The sequence below is a fragment of the Tessaracoccus aquimaris genome, assembly GCF_001997345.1.
In the GTDB taxonomy this organism is placed as follows: domain Bacteria; phylum Actinomycetota; class Actinomycetes; order Propionibacteriales; family Propionibacteriaceae; genus Arachnia; species Arachnia aquimaris.
This window is the reverse complement of sequence record NZ_CP019606.1, coordinates 3,434,407-3,451,873: the sequence shown is the minus strand read 5'-3', so window position 1 is coordinate 3,451,873 and position 17,467 is coordinate 3,434,407. Positions and strand designations below refer to the sequence as shown.

At 70.2% G+C, this 17,467-nt stretch carries 19 protein-coding genes; 7 read left to right on the top strand and 12 right to left on the bottom strand.

Going from position 1 to position 17,467, the window contains the following annotated elements:
• Nucleotides 1-18: 18 nt before the first annotated feature.
• From BW730_RS15725 to BW730_RS15700, 6 genes are all read right to left on the bottom strand, one after another.
• Nucleotides 19-846, bottom strand: coding sequence for a carbohydrate ABC transporter permease (locus BW730_RS15725; protein ID WP_077687693.1), 828 nt, complete (start codon nt 844-846; stop codon nt 19-21).
• The gene (locus BW730_RS15720; protein WP_077687095.1) at nt 846-1,778 is read right to left on the bottom strand and encodes a carbohydrate ABC transporter permease; all 933 of its coding nucleotides are present in this window, start codon (nt 1,776-1,778) and stop codon (nt 846-848) included. The genes BW730_RS15725 and BW730_RS15720 overlap by 1 nt, the downstream gene beginning before the upstream one ends.
• Complete coding sequence (locus tag BW730_RS15715; protein ID WP_237267969.1) at nt 1,775-2,764, bottom strand: LacI family DNA-binding transcriptional regulator; 990 nt, start codon at nt 2,762-2,764, stop codon at nt 1,775-1,777. Before BW730_RS15715 ends, BW730_RS15720 begins: the two co-directional genes overlap by 4 nt.
• Before the next feature lie 199 nt (nt 2,765-2,963).
• Complete coding sequence (locus BW730_RS15710; protein WP_158522695.1) at nt 2,964-3,674, bottom strand: DUF1345 domain-containing protein; 711 nt, start codon at nt 3,672-3,674, stop codon at nt 2,964-2,966.
• 547 nt (nt 3,675-4,221) lie between these two features.
• Entirely contained in the window at nt 4,222-5,907 is a 1,686-nt protein-coding gene (locus BW730_RS15705; RefSeq protein ID WP_077687092.1) for a thiamine pyrophosphate-binding protein, read from the bottom strand.
• A complete protein-coding gene (locus BW730_RS15700; protein WP_077687091.1) occupies nt 5,904-6,677 on the bottom strand; it encodes a cyclase family protein in 774 nt (257 codons plus the stop codon). Before BW730_RS15700 ends, BW730_RS15705 begins: the two co-directional genes overlap by 4 nt.
• A gap of 180 nt (nt 6,678-6,857) precedes the next feature.
• Between BW730_RS15700 and BW730_RS15695 the strand changes: the two genes are divergently transcribed.
• From BW730_RS15695 to BW730_RS15680, 4 genes are all read left to right on the top strand, one after another.
• A complete protein-coding gene (locus BW730_RS15695; RefSeq protein WP_145952922.1) occupies nt 6,858-7,349 on the top strand; it encodes a DUF4919 domain-containing protein in 492 nt (163 codons plus the stop codon).
• Between the two features lie 28 nt (nt 7,350-7,377).
• Nucleotides 7,378-7,611 (top strand): hypothetical protein, encoded by a 234-nt coding sequence (locus BW730_RS15690; RefSeq protein ID WP_077687089.1) that lies wholly within the window; start codon nt 7,378-7,380, stop codon nt 7,609-7,611.
• Nucleotides 7,612-7,923: 312 nt separating this feature from the next.
• Entirely contained in the window at nt 7,924-8,994 is a 1,071-nt protein-coding gene (locus BW730_RS15685) for a hypothetical protein (RefSeq protein ID WP_145952921.1), read from the top strand.
• Nucleotides 8,991-10,028, top strand: coding sequence for a WD40 repeat domain-containing protein (locus BW730_RS15680; protein ID WP_077687087.1), 1,038 nt, complete (start codon nt 8,991-8,993; stop codon nt 10,026-10,028). The genes BW730_RS15685 and BW730_RS15680 overlap by 4 nt, the downstream gene beginning before the upstream one ends.
• A gap of 135 nt (nt 10,029-10,163) precedes the next feature.
• Here the strand turns inward: BW730_RS15680 and BW730_RS15675 are convergent, their stop codons facing one another.
• Nucleotides 10,164-10,391 (bottom strand): hypothetical protein, encoded by a 228-nt coding sequence (locus tag BW730_RS15675; protein ID WP_077687086.1) that lies wholly within the window; start codon nt 10,389-10,391, stop codon nt 10,164-10,166.
• 74 nt (nt 10,392-10,465) lie between these two features.
• Here BW730_RS15675 and BW730_RS15670 point away from each other — a divergent pair, with 74 nt between their 5' ends.
• The 3 genes from BW730_RS15670 to BW730_RS15660 are packed head-to-tail and all read left to right on the top strand — an operon-like array spanning nt 10,466 to nt 12,806.
• On the top strand, nt 10,466-11,245 hold the full coding sequence (locus BW730_RS15670; RefSeq protein WP_077687085.1) for a nucleoside phosphorylase: 780 nt from the start codon (nt 10,466-10,468) through the stop codon (nt 11,243-11,245).
• A 41-nt stretch (nt 11,246-11,286) separates the two neighbouring features.
• Nucleotides 11,287-11,628, top strand: a complete 342-nt coding sequence (locus BW730_RS15665; RefSeq protein ID WP_077687084.1) for an iron chaperone — start codon at nt 11,287-11,289, stop codon at nt 11,626-11,628.
• A gap of 2 nt (nt 11,629-11,630) precedes the next feature.
• Nucleotides 11,631-12,806: a winged helix DNA-binding domain-containing protein gene (locus tag BW730_RS15660; protein WP_077687083.1), complete on the top strand. Its 1,176-nt coding sequence runs from the start codon at nt 11,631-11,633 to the stop codon at nt 12,804-12,806.
• Here BW730_RS15660 and BW730_RS15655 read toward each other — a convergent pair.
• The 5 genes from BW730_RS15655 to BW730_RS15635 all read right to left on the bottom strand — a co-directional run bounded on the left by BW730_RS15655 (nt 12,794) and on the right by BW730_RS15635 (nt 17,458).
• The gene (locus tag BW730_RS15655; RefSeq protein WP_077687082.1) at nt 12,794-14,062 is read right to left on the bottom strand and encodes an MFS transporter; all 1,269 of its coding nucleotides are present in this window, start codon (nt 14,060-14,062) and stop codon (nt 12,794-12,796) included. The genes BW730_RS15660 and BW730_RS15655 overlap by 13 nt on opposite strands.
• A gap of 254 nt (nt 14,063-14,316) precedes the next feature.
• The gene (gene idi, locus BW730_RS15650) at nt 14,317-14,895 is read right to left on the bottom strand and encodes an isopentenyl-diphosphate Delta-isomerase (RefSeq protein ID WP_077687081.1); all 579 of its coding nucleotides are present in this window, start codon (nt 14,893-14,895) and stop codon (nt 14,317-14,319) included.
• 807 nt (nt 14,896-15,702) lie between these two features.
• A complete protein-coding gene (locus tag BW730_RS15645; RefSeq protein ID WP_077687080.1) occupies nt 15,703-16,092 on the bottom strand; it encodes a hypothetical protein in 390 nt (129 codons plus the stop codon).
• Between the two features lie 269 nt (nt 16,093-16,361).
• On the bottom strand, nt 16,362-16,922 hold the full coding sequence (locus BW730_RS15640; RefSeq protein ID WP_226996856.1) for a DinB family protein: 561 nt from the start codon (nt 16,920-16,922) through the stop codon (nt 16,362-16,364).
• Nucleotides 16,919-17,458 carry a YbaK/EbsC family protein gene (locus BW730_RS15635; protein WP_077687079.1) on the bottom strand — a complete coding sequence of 180 codons (540 nt, stop codon included), beginning with the start codon at nt 17,456-17,458 and terminating at the stop codon, nt 16,919-16,921. Before BW730_RS15635 ends, BW730_RS15640 begins: the two co-directional genes overlap by 4 nt.
• Nucleotides 17,459-17,467 lie beyond the last annotated feature (9 nt).

Here is a 17,467-nt window from a genome sequence, read left to right as displayed (position 1 = left end):
CGGGTTTGAGGGGTGGGGTCAGCCCTTGACCGCGCCTGCCATCAGGCCGCGGGTGAGCTTTCGTTGCATGATCGAGAAGAAGACGATGCTGGGGATCGCCGCGAGCACCGAGCCGGCCGCGAGCGGGCCGAGCGCGACCTTGCCCTCGCCGCCGATGAACATCTTCAGCGTGATTGGCAGGGTGTAGTTCTCCGGCGACTGCAGCAGGACGAGTGCGAAGAAGAACTCGTTCCAACTCGACACGAAGGAGAACATCGCGGTCGCGACGATGCCCGGAACCAGGAGCGGGAAGATGATCCGGGCGAGCACCTGCAGGCGACCCGCTCCGTCGACGGAGCCCGCCTCCTCCAGGTCGACGGGGATGCCCGCGACGTAGCCCTGCAGCATCCACAGCGCGAACGGGAGCGTGTAGGTGGTGTGCACCAGCGTCAGGCCGATGAGGCTGTCGGTCAGGTTGAGCGTCCGCAGGATCAGGAACAGCGGGAGGATGATCAGGATGACGGGGAAGACCTGACTGACCAGGATCCAGCCGACGCCGACGGCGCGGATCTTGCCCTTGATCCTGGCGAGCACGTAGGCGGCGGGGATCGAGATCAGGATGACGAGCAGCGTCGATCCGAGCGCCACGGCAAGCGAGTTGAACGCCGAGGAGACCAGGCCCTGACGCTCGAGCGCCAGCGGGTAGTTGTCGAACGTGAAGTTGCGCGGGATCAGGCTGATCGACAGCGAGTTGAGCTCGGCGGACGACTTGAACGAGGCCGAGATCAGCCACAACAGCGGGAACCCGAGGAAGACGATGTAGGCGAGCAGCGCAAGGTACTGCGCGGGGCGGGTGAGGCGTCGCATCACTTGACCTTCCTTCCGTCATCGTCCTGGCGGAACTGGGCCCACAGGTACACGGCGAGCAGCGCGACGACCACGACGACGAGCACGACGCCCATCGCGGCGGCGTAGCCGATGTTGCGGTTCTTGAACGCCTCCAGGTAGGTGAACAGCATCGGCAGCATGGTCTTGCCGCCGGGGCCGCCCTCGGTGAGGACGTAGACCAGCGAGAACGAGTTGAAGTTCCAGATGAAGTTCAGGCTGGTGATGGAGGTCACGATCGGTCGCAGGCTGGGCCAGGTGACCGACCGGAAGCGCTGCCAAGCGTTGGCGCCGTCGACGGAGGCGGCCTCGTTGAGTTCATCCGGGATCTGCTGCAGCCCGGCGAGCAGCGTGACGGTGGTCTGCGGCATGCCGACCCAGACGCCCACCAGCACGACCGCGGGCAGCGCCGTCGAGAAGTTCGCGAGCCAGTTCGTCTCGCCCGAGAGCCCGAACGCGCCGAGCACGCCGTTGAGGGGCCCGTTCGGGGCGTAGATCATCTGCCACATGATCGCAACCACCACGGGCGGCATCGCCCAGGGGATCAGCGCGAGCACGCGGGTCAGGCCCTGGAACTTCAGATCGGAGTTGAGCAGCAGCGCCAGGCCGAGCGCGAAGAGCAACTGCAGCAGCGTCACGGAGACCGCCCACACCATGCCGATGCGGAACGACTGCCAGAACATCGCGTTGCTGAACAGGTCGATGAAGTTGTCGACGCCGACGAACTCGTACTTGGGCCTGCGGACGAGGCGGGCGTCGGTGAAGGCGAGGGCGATGCCCATCACCAGCGGGGCGACGCTCAGGACGAGGATGGGGATCAGGGAAGGCAGGACGAGCACGGCGGCTTCACGGCGACGGGACTTCTCGAGTCCCGACACCCTTCTGCGCCTGCTCGTCACCGTGGCGGTAGTCAACGGGTGCTCCTCACACTCGACTCCCGGACCATCAGCTCGGGGCCGATGGTCGAGAGTTGGGGGGCTTGTTGCGATTCGGAGAGCCGGGCCAGCATCAGCTCGGCCGCGACCCGGCCACGTTCGGCCGTCCCGAGGGAGACGCTGGTGAGGCTCGGCAGGACGGCGCGCCCGATCTCGGTGTCGTCCATGCCCGTGACGGCGAGGTCATCGGGGACGCTCAGGCCCCGCTCCCGCGCTGCGCGCAGCACGCCGATCGCAAGCAGGTCGTTGGCGGCGACGATGGCGTCGACGGGGCCGTCGATCCGGTCGAGGAGGTGGTGCGCCGCGCGGACCCCCGCCGAGACGGTGAAGTCGTCCGCCACCTCGGTGCCGAGGCTCTCGCCCGCGAAGGACGGGTCGCTGACGGCGGCGTCGAAGCCGCGCTGCCGATGCTCGCCGGGGGTGGTGTCGGTGGGGCCGTTGAGGAAGGCGATGCGGCGCCTCCCCTGCTGGGTGAGGTGCGCCACGGCGATCCCGATGCCCATCGCCGAGTCGGTGGAGACGGAGTCGATGCCGTGGTCGAGCAGGGACCGGCCGATGGCGACGATCGGCACCTCCGCGGAGCGCACCAACTCGACGAACTCGTCGTTGACGCGCAGCGGGGAGATGATGACGCCGTCCACGTGCCCGTCGTCGAGGGCCCGCAACACCGAGATCGCCGAGTCGGCCTGGTCGCCCATGCTTGAGACGACCGTGCGGTAGCCGTGCGGGGCGAGCACCGCGTGGATGGCCGTCATCATCTCGACGTAGACGGGGTTGCCGATGTCCGCGACGGCGAACTCGATCTGGAACGTCCGCTTCATCCGCAGGGAGCGGCCCGCGGCGTTGGGCCGGTAGCCGAGTTCGTCGGCGGCCGTCTGCACCTTCTCTATCATCGCCGGGCTCGCGCCGGAGCCGTGCAGCGCGCGCGACGTGGAGGCGAGCGAGACTCCTGCGAGCCTCGCCACTTCATGTAGTGTCGCGCGGTTGGACATGTCGGCCTCTTCGTCGATCTGTTGGAAACGTTTCCAAGAGTGGTCCGCGATGACCTTTGGAATCGTTTCCAGGTGGGTTGGGGTAGACAATTCCAGTCAACCCGGCCCTTGTCAAGGGGTTGAGCGAACTGCGCGGGGTCGGCAGGGGCCGCGCGCCGAGGTCGCCCGGCCGTTACCCCTGTGCCCCGCCGACCAGCAGCGACACCAGGATCGCCACGATCACGGTGTTGAAGACGAAGGCGAGCAGGGCGTGGCCGGTCAGGGCGCGACGCATGTAGGTTCGGGCGGTCGAGACGTCGGTCGTGCCGAACGTGGCCTGGACCGCGAAGGCGAGGTAGAGATAGTCGGAGAAGCTGCGCGCATGGTGGTCGGGGAAGATCAGCGCGGTGCGGAGCCGATCGAGTCGCGCGTAGTAGGCGGCGTAGGTGATGGCGACGTCGAGCCAGGACGCGATGACCATGACGATCGTGACCGCAAGCACGACGGGTGGAACCTCCAGGTCGGGGACCGTCAACACGAACAGCACCGCGAACATGGCGACCAGGGCGATCGACACCGACCAGACCGGTCCGTCTGCGCCCACCAGGAACGTCGTGAGGCGGCTCTTGTGCGGCGAGACCGACTCACACATGGCCGAGTTGAGCTCATCCCCGCGCAGTCCGCGGAACGTGAAGTAGGTGGCGACGCCGTGGCAGAGGGAGAACGTCGTCGCCATCAGGCAGAGGACGAGGATGAGTCTCGGCCCCGCGCCCAAGCCGATGGCTTGCGCCAGCAGCAGGCCCCCCGCTACCCCGAGCACGACGCCAGAGCCGGAGGAGAGCAGGGCGCGCACCGTCTCGGAGCGCGGCCAGAACCGCCGTTCGGGGGCAGCGGTGGCTTCCATGCGTCCCGACCCTACGTCGTGGGCCGGTTCACCGAGGACCTGAATGTCGCCTAACCAGCCCGAACCTCGTCCGCCAGGTCGGCTCAGGCTGGGGCCGTGATGGTGATGTCTGCTCCCAGGTCGAAGAAGGTCTGCGTCAAGGTTGAGGACTGGTCCGCCACGGTCAGGGTCCCTTGGGCACCGACCGGCGAGCGCATCGTTCGTCGAGCCTGTCGAGACGTCCGAACACCCAGCGAGACCCGGACCCTTCGACATGAGGCGCGACTACGTCGGCCACCCTGCTCAGGGAACGGCTGCCCCGTTCGTCGAGCCTGTCCGATCGTTCGTCGAGCCTGTCGAGACGTCCGAACACCGAGCGAGACTCGGACCCTTCGACACGAGGCGCGACTACGTCGGCCACCCTGCTCAGGGAACGGCCACTGTTCGTCGAGCCTGTCCGATCGTTCGTCGAGCCTGTCGAGACGTCCGAACACCCAGCGAGACTCGGACCCTTCGACACGAGGCGCGACTACGTCGGCCACCCGCTCAGGCACCGACCGAACGCCGTTCAGTGCGACCGGAAGGCCTCGGCCAGCCACCAACTCCCACCGTCGGAGGCGATCTTGGCGTCGATCACCAGCGGACGGGCCTCGCCCGACGGGCGCTCGACGCAGGCCCTGACGGCCTCCGTCATCGCGGCGAGATCGCCGACCGACCGGACCGTGATGCCATCGGCCCCGAAGCCGCGGGCGACGGCCGCCAGGTCGGTGTCGGGGAAGGCGACCGCGTCGTCCGAGGAGCGGAAGTGGTGCACCTCGGCCGAGTAACTGGCGTCGTGGTAGACGAGGACCACCAGCGGGAGGCGGAGCCGCACCGCCGTCTCCAGGTCGGCGATCGCCATGTGGAAGCCGCCGTCTCCGGTGCCGAGCACCGGGATGCGGTCGGGCCGGGCGACCGCGGCGCCGATCGCGGTGGCCAACCCCAGCCCGATCGACTGGAACGCCTGCGTGAAGCAGAAGCCTGCGACATCGGGCACGTCGAGGAACTGGCTGGGGTAGCCCATGAAGTTGCCGCTGTCGACGGCGACCACCCGCTCGGCGGGCAGGGCATCGTCGAGCGCGATCGTGACGGTGCGGGGGTCGATCCGGCCGTCCTCGTCGAGCGGCGTGAAGCCGACGTCGCGCCACCGCCCCTCCCCGGAGATCCTGGCGAGCACCTCCTCGGTGCGGTAGCCGACCCTCGACCCGGGCAGCAGCGCCGCGACGTCGTCGGCCACGAGCGCGCTGTCGCCGACCACGCCGAGGTCGACAGGGCGGTGGGCCCCGATGGCGAGCGGGTCGAGGTCGACCTGGGCGAGCCTCGCCTCCGGCCCGAGCAGGCGCCCGTGGCGCGTGGTCCAGTTGTTGAGCGCGCAGCCGAAGCCGACCACCACGTCCGCGTCGGCGATCAGTTCTGCGGCGAGGGGGGTGGCGAAGCCGCCGGAGTTGCCGAGGTCGGCGCCGTCGTGCTGCGGGGGGCGGCCGTCCGCGTCGCCACGGAAGAGGCCCTTGACGACGGCGCTTGTCGCCAGCAGCGCCCCGCACGAGCGAGCCAGCCGGGAGATGGCGGCGCCTGCCTCGCGGGCTCCCCGTCCCGCGATCAGCACGGGTCTCTCTGCGCTGGCCAGCAGGTCGGCCAGCGCCTGGGCGCTGGCCGGATCGGGCCTGGTGGCGCGCGGGTCGTCGCGATGGCCGCCATCCCCGAGGGACCCCATGGTCGGTGAAGGGGTGGGGAGTTCGAGGAGGTCGATGGGGACGCTGAGGACGACGGTGCGCCGATCCCGGACGGCGGTCGTCCAGGCCCGCTCGGTGTCGGCGGCGGCGGTGGAGGGCGAGTAGACGCGCTCCGCGACGGCGCCCAGCGCGCGGGCGGCGGCGTCCTGGTCGATGCGGAAGTTGTTGAACCGGGCGGCGGGGGGCGCGTCGGCGGTCAGCACGATCAGTGGGGTGCGGGACTTGGCCGCCTCCGTCACGCCCGTCAGAGCGTTGGTGAAGCCGCAGCCCTGGTGCGTGGTGACGACCGCCACCCGTCCAGCGGTGCGGGAGTAGGCGTCCGCCATGCTCGCCGCGCCGCCCTCGTGTCGGGCCGCGGTGTAGGGCATGCCGGAGTCGCGCATGGCGCGCACCATGGCGAAGTTGCCGGAGCCGACGACCCCGAAGACGTGCCCCACGCCCAGCTTGGCGAGGGTGGTTCCGACGACCTCGGCGACGTTCACCGCTCGACGAGCGCGAGGACGCGCGTCGGCGACCCGGTGCCGTTCACGATGGGCAGCGGAGCCACGACGATGGTCGCGCCGGTCAGCGGGAGGCTCTCGAGGTTCCGCAGCGACGTGAGGCCATAGGTGTCCGCGCCGAGCAGGAAGTGATGGGCCGGGAACGGCGGTTCGAAGCCGCCCGCCTGGCCCGAGTCGATGCCGACGGTCTCGACGCCGTACCCGACGACCCGGGGGTTGTCAGCGAGCCACTTGGCGCCTTCGGGCGTGATGCCGGGTGTATGGGGGCCGTTGTCGTCGGCGTTGAGGAAGCTCTCCTTGCTGCCGGAGCGGGCGGCCCATCCGGTGCGGAACAGCACCCAGCAGCCGTCGGGCAGTTCGCCGTGCTCGGCGATCCAGGCCTCGAAGTCGGCCGGCGTGAGCGCAAGGTCGGCGTCTGCCGCGACCTCGGCGGTCTTGTCGATCACGATGACGGGGCCGACGAGCCGGGCCGGGTCGATCCGGTCGACCGAGACGCCGTCACGGCCGGTGATCCAGTGCGTCGGCGCGTCGAGGTGGGTGCCCGCGTGCTCGCCGAGCGACAGGTCGTTCCAGGCCCAGGCGGGGCCGGCGTCGTCGAAGTTCGACACGGGCGAGGTGGAAAGGGCCTTGGTGTTGGCGAACGGGGCTGGCAGTTCGAGGATCACGGTGTCGGGTCCGAGCGGGCTGGTGAGGTCGACGACCTCCACGGACCCGTCTGCGAGGGCTGCGACAAGTGGGGCAAGGATGGACATCGGTGACTCCTTAGGCGTCGATGCCCGGATTCTGACACAGCGTGGGCCGACCGGCCGCGCGGTCCACCGACCGCCTCCTGCCTCTGGCGCACCCTTGTCCCGGTGGCCTCACGGACGGCTAGCATTGCCGGCACCGCGGGGCTGAACGACCAGTCCCCGCCCGCATGAGAGGCTCCCCCTGTGGCCTTACCAGAGAGCTTGCGGCTGTTCGTCTCCGAGCCGACCGCGACCAACGCAGCCGCACTGCGCTCCGACATCCGCAGTGTTCCGGGGTTCGATCCCGCGGCCAGTTGGGTGCAGGTCGTCGACCCGCTGATCGAGGCCGGCCGACACCAGGAGGCGCTCGACGCGATCACCGCGACGCTGCCCGCCTCCCTGATGAGCCCGGTGATGCACCTGCTCGCGTCCCACTGCTTCCGCGCGCTCGGCCGGGACGAGGAGGCGCGCTTCGAGGCAACCCTCACGGAGGCGGCCATCCGGCTCATCACGGCATTCGGCGACGGCGACGAGGACTCGCCCTGGCCCGTGCTTCGCGTCGGCGACGAGTACGACGCACTGGTGGCGCTCGGGCTCCGGTCCACCAGACAGAGCGTCTACGAGCGCGGCGAGCGCACGTTCGACGTGCACGAAACGGCAAACGATCGGGAGGTGTGGTTTGAACTGGTCGGATGAGGCGCAAGGGACGGCCCTTGATGAGCGCGTGATCGCCCGCGCGGTGCCCGGAGAACTCGTGTCGGTGTCGGTGGCACCCGAACTCTTCACGCGCGAACGCAGCAGCGAGGTCCTTGACGCGATCGTCGCGGCGGTCAACGCCGCCTTGACGGACGCGAACGCGGCCGCGTTGCGCCACCTGGCCGACTTCGGCCACGAGAACACCGCAGAGACCATCGCCGAACTCGAGGCCCGTGCCAGAGCCCTGCTGGAGGAGAGATGACAGACGTCAAGTTCACGCCGTCCACCTGGGACGCGCAGGCCGGTGTGGTCGACGCCCAGGCCGCGGCCTTCACGACGGCGGCCACCTCGGCGACCACCGCCACGCAGGCCAGCACCGGCACCCCGTCGATGCCGCCCTCTCGGGGGTCATCGGCCCACTCGTCACCGCCGGTGCGAGGAAGGCAGCAGACTGTGCCACGGCGCTCAAGGCCGAGGCGGTCAAGATGCGCACCTGCGCCGCGCAGTACCGGGCGGTCGAGGCGAAGGCGACGGCCGACATCGAGGCCTTCCTCAAGGGCTGGGACGGTAACTGGTGAGCTGGGTATACGGCGCCACCGGGGTGCACCCTCCGACGACCCCGAGCGGGACGCTCAGCGGACACAGCGGCACCTGGCGGTCGGTCGCGTCGAGCGCTGAGGACGCCATGACGAAGGTCACCCTCGCCGTCTGGGACACGATGGAGACCAACCACGGGCCGGCCATCGATGCCTTCTCCGCGTTCATGCGGGGCCCCTCAAGCGGCGCAGGTCTGCTCAACGAGTTCCACGGCGGCGCCACGGCGTTCAGCCGCGCGCACGAGCAGGCGGCGACGGCGGTGTCCAGTTGTGTCGCGACCATGCAACTGACGGCAACAGCCACCGAGTTGTACGTGAAGGCGGTCTCGGTGCTGCCCAACGGCGCGGCGTTGAAGGCAGCCCAGTTGCTCCGCGCGAGGTCCTCGCTGCAGTCGGCGGAGCGGCGGGCCATCGCCGCGATCGTCGCCGCCTACAGGGGCGTCGACTTCGGCACCGGCCAGTCGAGCGGACCCGACGACCGCGGCCGTTTCGATGAGCAGGTCGGCGACATGTGGAGTGCCCTCTCCGACGCCGACCGCGCCAAGATCGTCCAGCAGATGGCCGACGACCTGGCCCGTGAGTACGGCATGGATGTGCCGGTCAATGTGAAGATCGGCGACCTGACCAGGCCGGACGGCAGTGTGCCCAACGGCTACTGGGATCAGAACACGAAACCCCCGACCCTCGCCCTGCACGAGCCAGCACTGAGCGATCCGCGACTGCTGCACACCGTCGCCCACGAGATCCGGCACGGCTACCAGAACCACCTCGTCGCAGACAAGAACTACAAGCCCGGCTGGATCGAGCAGATGATGATCGACGCGGGCGTCAAGAAGCACCCCTTCGACGAGCACAACGTGCCGCGCGAGGTGGTCGAGCGGTGGGAGAAGAACCTCGCCCCCGGTGGATACGTCGGGGATCCGTGGGACAGGTACGCCGCTCAGCCGGTCGAACGCGATGCGCGGGCGTCCGGTCGCGAGTTCCTCAACGCGTTGTCCGAGGAGAAGTTGCGTGAGTACGCGAAGAAGGCTGGGGTCACCATCCCATGATCCCGAGGCGCCTGGTCCTGGTCGCCACCGGCGCCCTCGGGCTCGGTGGCTGCGCGCTGACCGCTCCGGATAAGCCGTCCGGGCCCCCCTCGACGGCGGGGCAGGGCTGCCTCGCCGGGCTTCCTACCGGACGCACCGTCGCGCCGGACGTCCCGGAGGGTCAGGTCCGGGTGGCAGGCAGCCTCGCGGTCTCGCCGGACGACCGCTTCGCGGCCTCGCTTAGCCCGTTCGGAGGCAGGGCAGCCTTGACGGTGTGGGACACCTCCGACGGACGGATCGTCCAGCGCATCGAGGGTGCGTGGGGCGCGAACCTGTCCTTCGCCGGCCAGGAGACGCTGGTCTTCTCGTCGGGTGGCGCCGTCGGCATCGTCGGGGTGGATGGGACCAACCCGCGCCATCTGGTCACCGGGCATTCCGCGGCGACGGTCGCTGGCATGCCTGACGTCAGCATCGCTGGCCTTGCCGCCAGGGATGGCGTCGTCGTGAGCATCGGGGCCGATCAGACGGCCCGCTGGATGCGGCTGGACTCGTGCACCGTCGAGGATCCGATCGCGCTTGAGGGGACGCCGACGTCGGTCGCGCTGGTCGGCGCCGACACCGCCCTGGTCAGCGGCTGGCCAGGTGGCGTGGTGGAGGTGCAGCGGTCGGGGCAGTCGAGGCGGGTCCTGGACGACGACGCCTACCTGGTGGTCTCCGGCATCGGTGACGCATTCCGGGCGGCGGTGCTGAAGAAGTCGGGCAATCGGATCGTCGTGCTCACGTCGTCCGGGGAGAACGTCCGGGAGATCAGGACGTCGCGGCGCGCCACCTCGGTGGCCCTCGACGCCGAGTCGCGCCTGGCCTACGTCGACCTCGACCACCCCGGTTTCTTCATCTCGGCCCCCGGGGCCGACGAGGGCGTCCTCGTCGAGTCGGCTGAGGGGACGGGCGCCGTCGCGTTCACCGGAGGGTCGGTGCTGAGTTGCTCCCTGACCACGGGAATCGAGCGGTGGAGCCTGGACGGCGTCGCGCTCGGCCGGTTCGAGACCCCGTGACGGACGGTTGACCCGCCCCGTGATCCGGGCGCGCCATGCCCATTCGTTGCGGGTCACAGAGAGACAGTCAGCCCTTCGACCCGCTCAGGACCGTCGAACCGACACGCCCAGACCGCCAGGGCTCAGTGCCCAACGTCAGTTCTTGCGGCCCCACTTGAGGTAGACAAGCGGCAGGATGCCGAGCGAGTTGACCAGCGCGAGGCCGCCGACCCACAGTTCCTTCGGTCCGTTCACGTCCTCCTGGTCGCGCCGGGCGATGTCCATCAGCGCGTAAGCGCGCAGGCCCGCGTCGGCGAGTCCTCCGACGCCGAGCAGGACTTTCGCAGGCTTCGGCAGGTTCTCAAGCTTCTTGGATGTGCTCATCGTTGTGCCTCCTGATCCCCAGAGTAACCCCACCGGGCGGAGCGCCTCCCGGTGGCCGGTGCTAGCTTCGAGGCATGTCCGATCCGGCCGACATTCCGCTGTTCGAGTACGACCCGAACCCGTCCGCCCTCATCGAGCCGACGGCGCTCATCTCGCCTCGCGACGACATGCCGAGGGCCTGCGTGCTGACCTGGTTCCGGGACGCGGCAGAGCGCGCGGTCGCCGACACCTTCGGGCGCCGGATCCTGCAACTGCAGTGGGAGGACGGCCCGCGTCCCGTCTACGAGATCGAGCACGAGGGCCGACCCGTCGCGCTCGCCCCGATGCCCGTCGGCGGGGCTCCGTCCGCGGCCGCCCTCGAGGAACTGATCGCGCTCGGGTGCCGCTCGTTCGCGGCGTGCGGCGGGGCGGGTGTGTTGCGGCCCCTGCCGGTCGGCGGCCTGGTGCTCGTCACCTCCGCGCTGCGTGACGAGGGCGCGTCGCATCACTACCTGCCGCCGTCGCGGGTCGTCGACTCGGACGTGCACGCTGTCACGGTGCTTCGAGACACGCTCACCGACCTGGGCGTGCCCTTCTCGGAGGGTCGCACCTGGACCACGGATGGCATCTACCGCGAGACGCCCGAGCGGATCCGGCGGCGAACCGAGGAGGGTTGCGTCACCGTCGAGATGGAGGCCGCGTCGGTGGCCGCCGTGGCCCGGTTCCGCGGCGTGCGTCTCGCCCAGGTGCTGTACGGGGGCGATGACCTGACGGGTGAGGTGTGGGACGAGCGGTCGTGGCAGTCGCGCCACGACGTGCGCGACCGGCTGATCCGGATCGCGGCGACGGCGGCGCTGCGCCTCGAACTGCCCTGAAATCCGGATCGGGCGCGCCGGTTGGTGGCAGGATCGCCGCCATGGGAACGATCGACGACTACCTCGCCACGCTCGACCCCGCGGACGCGGCGATCATCGCCCGCGCCTACGAGGTGGCCCGGCTGACGGTGCCGGAGGCCGAGCAGGGCACCGGCTACGGGATGCCAGCGCTCACGTACAAGGGAAAGGGCCTCTTGTCGGTGATGCGCACCCGTCAGCACTTCGGCGTCTACCCGTTCAGCGGCAAGGTGGTCTCCGCCGCCGAGGACCTGCTGGAGGGCGTCGACCACTCCAAGGGCACCATCCGGTTCCAGGCCACCTCGCCGCTCTCCGACGAGGTGGTCGAGCGGCTCGTGACGCTGCGTCGGGCCGAGCTCGACTGAGGATGGCGCTCCCCCGACAGGTCAGCGACGACGAACGCCGAGCCCGGCTCGGCATCAGACAGGCGCTGGCGCCCTCCCATCGCGCGGCCGACGCCGTCGCCGCGTCCCGGGCAACCGTCGCGCTGCACAGCACCGAGCCCGCCAGCGTCTTCCTCTCCGCCCTCTCGCGCACCGACGACCTCGCCGCCGAAGACATGGTCGCGGCGTTCGACCGGGGCGACCTGGTGCGCCAGGTGTCGATGCGTCGAACACTGTTCGGCCTGCCGCGCGACCTGCTGCCCGCAGCCCTCGGAAGCATCTGCACCCGAATGGCATCGCGGGCGCGCAACGAACTGATCAAGGGTGCCGCAGCCGCGGGCAAGACGGACCCGGAGCGGTGGGTCGAGCGGGCCGTCGACGCCGTCGAGGCCGCGCTGGAGTCGTCGGCGCCCTTGACCGCGGCCGAGATCCGGGAGCGGGTGCCCGCCGCCGACGGCCGCTACCCGCAGGGCGCCGGGACGAAGTGGGCCTCGATGGTGCAATTGGCACCAAGGGTGGTGCTGCTGGCCGCCATGCAGGGTCGCGTCGTGCGCTGCGGCGAACATCCCGACTGGCGGATCAGCCGCCCGACGTGGACGACCATGCGGCGACGACTCGGCGAGGTCGCCCCGCTCGATGAGCGGTCGGGCTACGCGGAACTGGTGCGCCGGTGGCTCGCGCAGCACGGGCCAGGGACCGTCGAGGACGTCGCGTGGTGGCTGGGCGCGACCAAGGGCGCCGTCCGGACGGCGTTGAGCGACGTGGATGCCGTCGAGGTTCGGCTGGCCTCCGGCGCGACCGGGTGGCTGCTGCGCGACGACGCCGGACCGGTGGACGATCCTGGGCCGTGGGTCGCGCTGCTCCCGGTGCTCGACCCGGCGATCATGGGCTGGCGCGACAGGGACTTCCTGCTGGGGCGGCACGCTCCGCTGCTGTTCGACTCGGTCGGCAACGCGGGCACCACGGCGTGGGTGGACGGTCGGGTCGTCGGGGTGTGGGTGCAGGACGACACGGGGCGCGTCGAGGTTCGACTGCTGGAGCAGGTCCCGACGTCCGCGCGCGATGCGCTGGAGGACGAGGCGGCGCGGCTGACCGGCTGGCTCGAGGGTCGACGGGTGTTCCCGGTTTACCCGTCGCCCGCGATGCGTCAGGCCCGGTAGCGGCGGAACGCGGGGAACGCGAGCGCGACGACCGCGAGCCCGACCAACACCAGCAGGCCGCCGCCACCGGACGCCCACGCGGGTCCGACGACCTCCGACGCGGCGCCGTGCAGCACGTCGGCGACCCGCGGCCCTCCCGCGACCACGACGATGAACACGCCCTGGAGCCTGCCGCGCACGTCGTCGTCGGCGGCGCTGAGCAGGATCGTCTGGCGGAACGAGGCCGAGATCATGTCGGCCGCCCCGCCGACCACCAGCATGCCGAGCGCGGCGCCGAGCATCAGCCGGCTTGCCAGCGGGGCGAACCCTACGAACAGCCCGAACAGTGCCATCGCCGCTCCCCAGGCGGAGATGGCAAGCAGCACGGCGATCCCCTGCCGTCGGACGTGGGAGACCCAGCCGCTGAACACGCCGCCGAGCACCGCACCGGCGGGCATCGCGGCGAACAGCAGCGCGAACTCGAGCCCTCCCTCCTCCGGACCGCCGAAGGCGATGTGGGCGATCTCGGGGTACAGCGCCCTGGACATGCCGAAGATCATGGCGATCAGGTCGACCAGGAAGCTGAGCAGCAGGACCTTGTGGCCCGCGAGGTAGCGCAGGCCGTCGATGACCGAGCGCAGCCCCGGCGATCCCGAGCGCGACTCGACTGGCAGCGGGGGAAGGCGGTAGACGGCGTACAGCGTCGCGAGCAGGGTGACGGTGTCGATCAGGTAGAGCCAGGAGTAGCCGAGCACCGGGATCAGCGCGCCGCCGACGAGCGGCCCGGCGATCGCACCGGCCGACATCACCGTCATGTTGAGGGCGTTGGCGGCGGGCAGTTGTTGCAGCGGGATCAGCTTGGGCAGGATCGCGACCCGGGTCGGCTGATTGACGGCGAAGAAGGCCTGCTGCAGCGAGAAGAGGCCGAGCAGCAGCCACACGTTGTTCAAGCCCAGGAACGCCTGGAGCCAGAACAGGCCGGAGGTGACCACCAGGCCGATGGTGGTGATCTCGAGGAGGCGTCGGCGGTCGACGTGGTCGGCGAGGGCTCCGCCCCAGAGCCCGAACACGATGAGGGGGACGAGCCCGAAGATGCCCGTCAGGCCGACCATGCCGGAGGATTCGGTGATGGCGTAGATCTGGGCGGGGACGGCGACAACCGTCAGTTGGGCGCCGATCACGGTGACGATGTTGGCGACCCAGAGGCGCCGGAAGTGCGCCTCCCTGAGCGGCCGGACGTCCGCGAACAGGCCGCGTAGCCGGTCGGCGAGGCTCACCGCACTGTCACTTGGACGATCACGCTCGCCAGGCTACTCGCGCTGAAGGCCCGCTCGGAACCCGTCCGCGGGAGGTGTGCAGGTTCCGCATCCGCGCCGGGATGGCGCTCGACCGGGACCCGATCGTTGTCGATGCCGACCGGGGGCCGCCGCCCAGTTCCCGGGCCGGTGAACTGATGCCTGGACCTGGGAGCTGGTCTCTGAGTTCGGGTCGCTTCCCTGAGCCGGGCCGCCGTTCCCTGGTCCGTCCGCCACTACCGAGTGAGGCCGAGCGTCCTGAGTTGCCGCCACTGCAGCACCGCCCATGGGCTGATCAGGAACGGGGCGTCGTCGACGATCCGGTCGAGAGCCTCGGTGCCGACCCAGTCGAAGGCGGCGACCTCGTCGGCGCGCGGGCTGGGCGCGAGGTCGGCGTCGAGCAGCCAGACGGGGCAGATCTCGTTCTCGACGACGCCGGAGTCGTCGACGGCGCGGTACCGGAACTCGGGCAGGGCCAACCGCAGGGCGGAGGCGTCGACGTCGATGCCCAGTTCGGCGCGCCCGTGCCGGACGATCGCGTCGGTCGGATCCTCGCCGAGGTCGGGGTGGCCGCAGAACGCGTTGGTCCAGACGCCTGGCCAGGTGAGCTTGGTGATGGCCCGGCGCGACATCAGCCAGAGCCCGTCGGAGTTGCGGACGTGGCACGAGAAGGCGCGGTGCAGCGGGGTCGCGTCGGTGTGGACGCTCAGCTTCGGCGCGGTGCCGAGGACGTTGTTGTCGTCGTCGACGAGGATCACGTTGAGCCCGACGGCGGCGTCGTCGGTGGGCGAGCTGAGGTCGTGCGGCGCGGTCATAGGCCGGACCATACATACCCGGTCCCGTAAGGACGAACCGGCGCTCTCCCGGCTCGCTCCCGAGGCAGGGCCCCGCACCGTTCCAGGAGCAGGGCACCACATCGTTCCCCGAGCAGGCACCGCATCGTTCCCCGAGCAGGGCACCGCATCGTTCCCCGAGCAGGGCGCCTGCGCCCGTGTCGAGGGGTCCGCAACCAACACCGTCAGAGAGAAGCCAGACGGCGACAACGGAGTCGGAGGCTCCGGTACCGATCACTGAGCAGGGCCAAGCATCGTTCCCCGAGCAGGGCGCCTGCGCCCGTGTCGAGGGGTCCGACACCAACACCGTCACAGAGAAGCCAGACGGCGACAACGGAGTCGGAGGCTCCGGTACCGATCACTGAGCAGGGCCAAGCATCGTTCCCCGAGCAGGGCGCCTGCGCCCGTGTCGAGGGGTCCATCACAGAAGAGCCAGACGGCGACCACAGAATCGGAGGCTTCGACAAGCTCAGCCAACGACCGCCACACCGCTCCCCGAGCAGGGCGCCAGCGCCCGTGTCGAGAGCTCCGGCACCACAAACCGTCCAACGCTGGCGTAGCCAGATCTGTGACCACAGAATCGGAGGCTTCGACAAGCTCAGCCAACGACCGACCCACCGCTCCCCGAGCAGGGCGCCTGCGCCCGTGTCGAGAGGTCCGAAACCCACGCCGTCGACGACCACGGCCGGCAGACGCGTCCTCTACGTCGAAGGCCTCGACCCGGTCAGGGAACGGGCTTCACAGCCGACGACCAGACCGCCGTCCACGCGGTGGGGGCACGCGTGAGGATCAGTAGCCCTCGTCGTCGGCCTCCGCGACGTCGCCAGCCTCGAGTTCGGCGTCGGCGTACTCGTCGTCCTCGCTGTAGGAGTAGTCGAACGTCGCGTTCGGGTCGGGCTCCTCCTGCGCGAGGTACTCGTCGATCGTCTCCCCCTCACCGGTGTCGTTGCGCGCCTCGTGCGGGCGCAATGCCGCGTCGGTGGGCAGGTTCGGGTCGTCGGGAACCCAGAAGGCCGGATCGGCACCGTCGTCGATGAGTTCGTCGCTGCCGAGGTCCTCGGCCGTGACGATGCCGTAGGGGTGGCTCTCCTCGGCGATCTGCTCGGCGTCAAGTGACTCCAGGCCGTCGGGGTTTCCGTCCTCGAGGTCGAAGTCCAGCGCATCCTTGTCTTCGCTCATGGGTCAACACTGCACGCCCATCCGGCTTCGGACAAGACCTGATTCTGGGCTGAGGCCGAAACGCGGTGGGCAGGAGCCAGGGCGCGCGGGGAGCCAAGCCGGACAGGTGCCGCTCGGGTGGACGGCTGGGCGCGGCGCGGGCGGCTCGTTGAGCATGTTTGGTAACTCGTTTCGGATCCTGATCGTTCAAACCCGGCGTGTCGCGCAACGAGCAACCAAACATGCTCAAGTCCGCACCCCAGCCCACGCGCGGCTGACGGGAGGGCCGCCTAGCGGCCCAACTGGTCGCGGCGCAGGTACAGGTCGCGCAGAAGCGCGATCTCGGCGCCGTGGTGGAGGACCTCGCGGTGGATGTGGATCACCATCGCCGCCATCGAGTCGCTCTCGAAGCCCGGCTCGCGGCAGTTGAGGCGCAGATCCTCGTCCGTCAGCGACTCGACGCCAGCGCGCCACCTCGCGTGCCCCGCGTCGAGGTCGGCCAGGGCCTCGGCGGCGCTGAGCGGGTACGAGTATTCGTGGTGGTTCATCGCTGGCCCGCCGAAGTAGCGGGCGTTCCGCTCGCCGAACACCCCGGCGATGATGTGTCCCATCCGCCACGCGATCGTGGTGACCGGCTCCGGATCGGGGACGGGGATCTCGAACTCGATCACGCCCGGCCCGAGGCCGAGTACCCCGTCGCGGCCCTCGTCGATGCCGCGCACCGTCCACGCGTCGGGCACCGGCCGCCAGAAGTACTCGTCGTCACTCAGGCCGTCGAGGCGTGGACGCAACTGGTTGTCCCAGTGCCAGACGAGCTGGTTCAGCAGGTCGTCGCGCCACACGGTGCTCACGCTTCCGCCCCGATCGTGAGGCGCAGCACCTGCGCGTTGGGCAGCCGTCCGAGGTCGGCGCCGTCGACCAACAGCTTCGAGCCGCGCACGCCTCCGCCGATCACGACGGGGCCTGCGCTGGCGACCGCCTCGTCGACGAGGATCGGCCAGTCCGCGGGCAGCCCGACCGGGGTGATGCCGCCCTGGGTCATGCCGGTGAGTTCCTCGGCGGTCGCCTGGTCGGCGAACGACAGTTTGCGCATCCCGAGCGCCTTGCGGACGGTCTTGTTGACGTCGGCCCTGTCGGTGGCGAGCACCATGACGGCGGCGTGGACGCTGTCCTCGCCGCGGCGCCCGAACACGACGACGCAGTTGGCCGACGCCTCCGGGGCGACGTCATAGGCCTCGCAGAACGCGGCAGTGTCGGCAAGCGTCGCGTCGATCGCGGCGACCCGCGCGCCTGGCACCGTCTCGGCCGCCGCGGCGACCGGAGCCGCCACCAGTTCGGGGCGCGCCGTCAGCGGTTGCCAGTCCAGATTTCCTTCAGCTGATGCCATGCAGATCAG

What these genes read in the sequence shown, in the direction of transcription:
- BW730_RS15725 (WP_077687693.1), bottom strand. Translation starts at nt 846, where the DNA reads ATGCGACGCCTCACCCGCCCCGCGCAGTACCTTGCGCTGCTCGCCTAC.
- BW730_RS15710 (WP_158522695.1), bottom strand. Translation starts at nt 3,674, where the DNA reads ATGGAAGCCACCGCTGCCCCCGAACGGCGGTTCTGGCCGCGCTCCGAG.
- BW730_RS15700 (WP_077687091.1), bottom strand. Translation starts at nt 6,677, where the DNA reads ATGTCCATCCTTGCCCCACTTGTCGCAGCCCTCGCAGACGGGTCCGTG.
- BW730_RS15680 (WP_077687087.1), top strand. Translation starts at nt 8,991, where the DNA reads ATGATCCCGAGGCGCCTGGTCCTGGTCGCCACCGGCGCCCTCGGGCTC.
- BW730_RS15675 (WP_077687086.1), bottom strand. Translation starts at nt 10,391, where the DNA reads ATGAGCACATCCAAGAAGCTTGAGAACCTGCCGAAGCCTGCGAAAGTC.
- BW730_RS15670 (WP_077687085.1), top strand. Translation starts at nt 10,466, where the DNA reads ATGTCCGATCCGGCCGACATTCCGCTGTTCGAGTACGACCCGAACCCG.
- BW730_RS15665 (WP_077687084.1), top strand. Translation starts at nt 11,287, where the DNA reads ATGGGAACGATCGACGACTACCTCGCCACGCTCGACCCCGCGGACGCG.
- BW730_RS15660 (WP_077687083.1), top strand. Translation starts at nt 11,631, where the DNA reads ATGGCGCTCCCCCGACAGGTCAGCGACGACGAACGCCGAGCCCGGCTC.
- idi (WP_077687081.1), bottom strand. Translation starts at nt 14,895, where the DNA reads ATGACCGCGCCGCACGACCTCAGCTCGCCCACCGACGACGCCGCCGTC.
- BW730_RS15645 (WP_077687080.1), bottom strand. Translation starts at nt 16,092, where the DNA reads ATGAGCGAAGACAAGGATGCGCTGGACTTCGACCTCGAGGACGGAAAC.
- BW730_RS15635 (WP_077687079.1), bottom strand. Translation starts at nt 17,458, where the DNA reads ATGGCATCAGCTGAAGGAAATCTGGACTGGCAACCGCTGACGGCGCGC.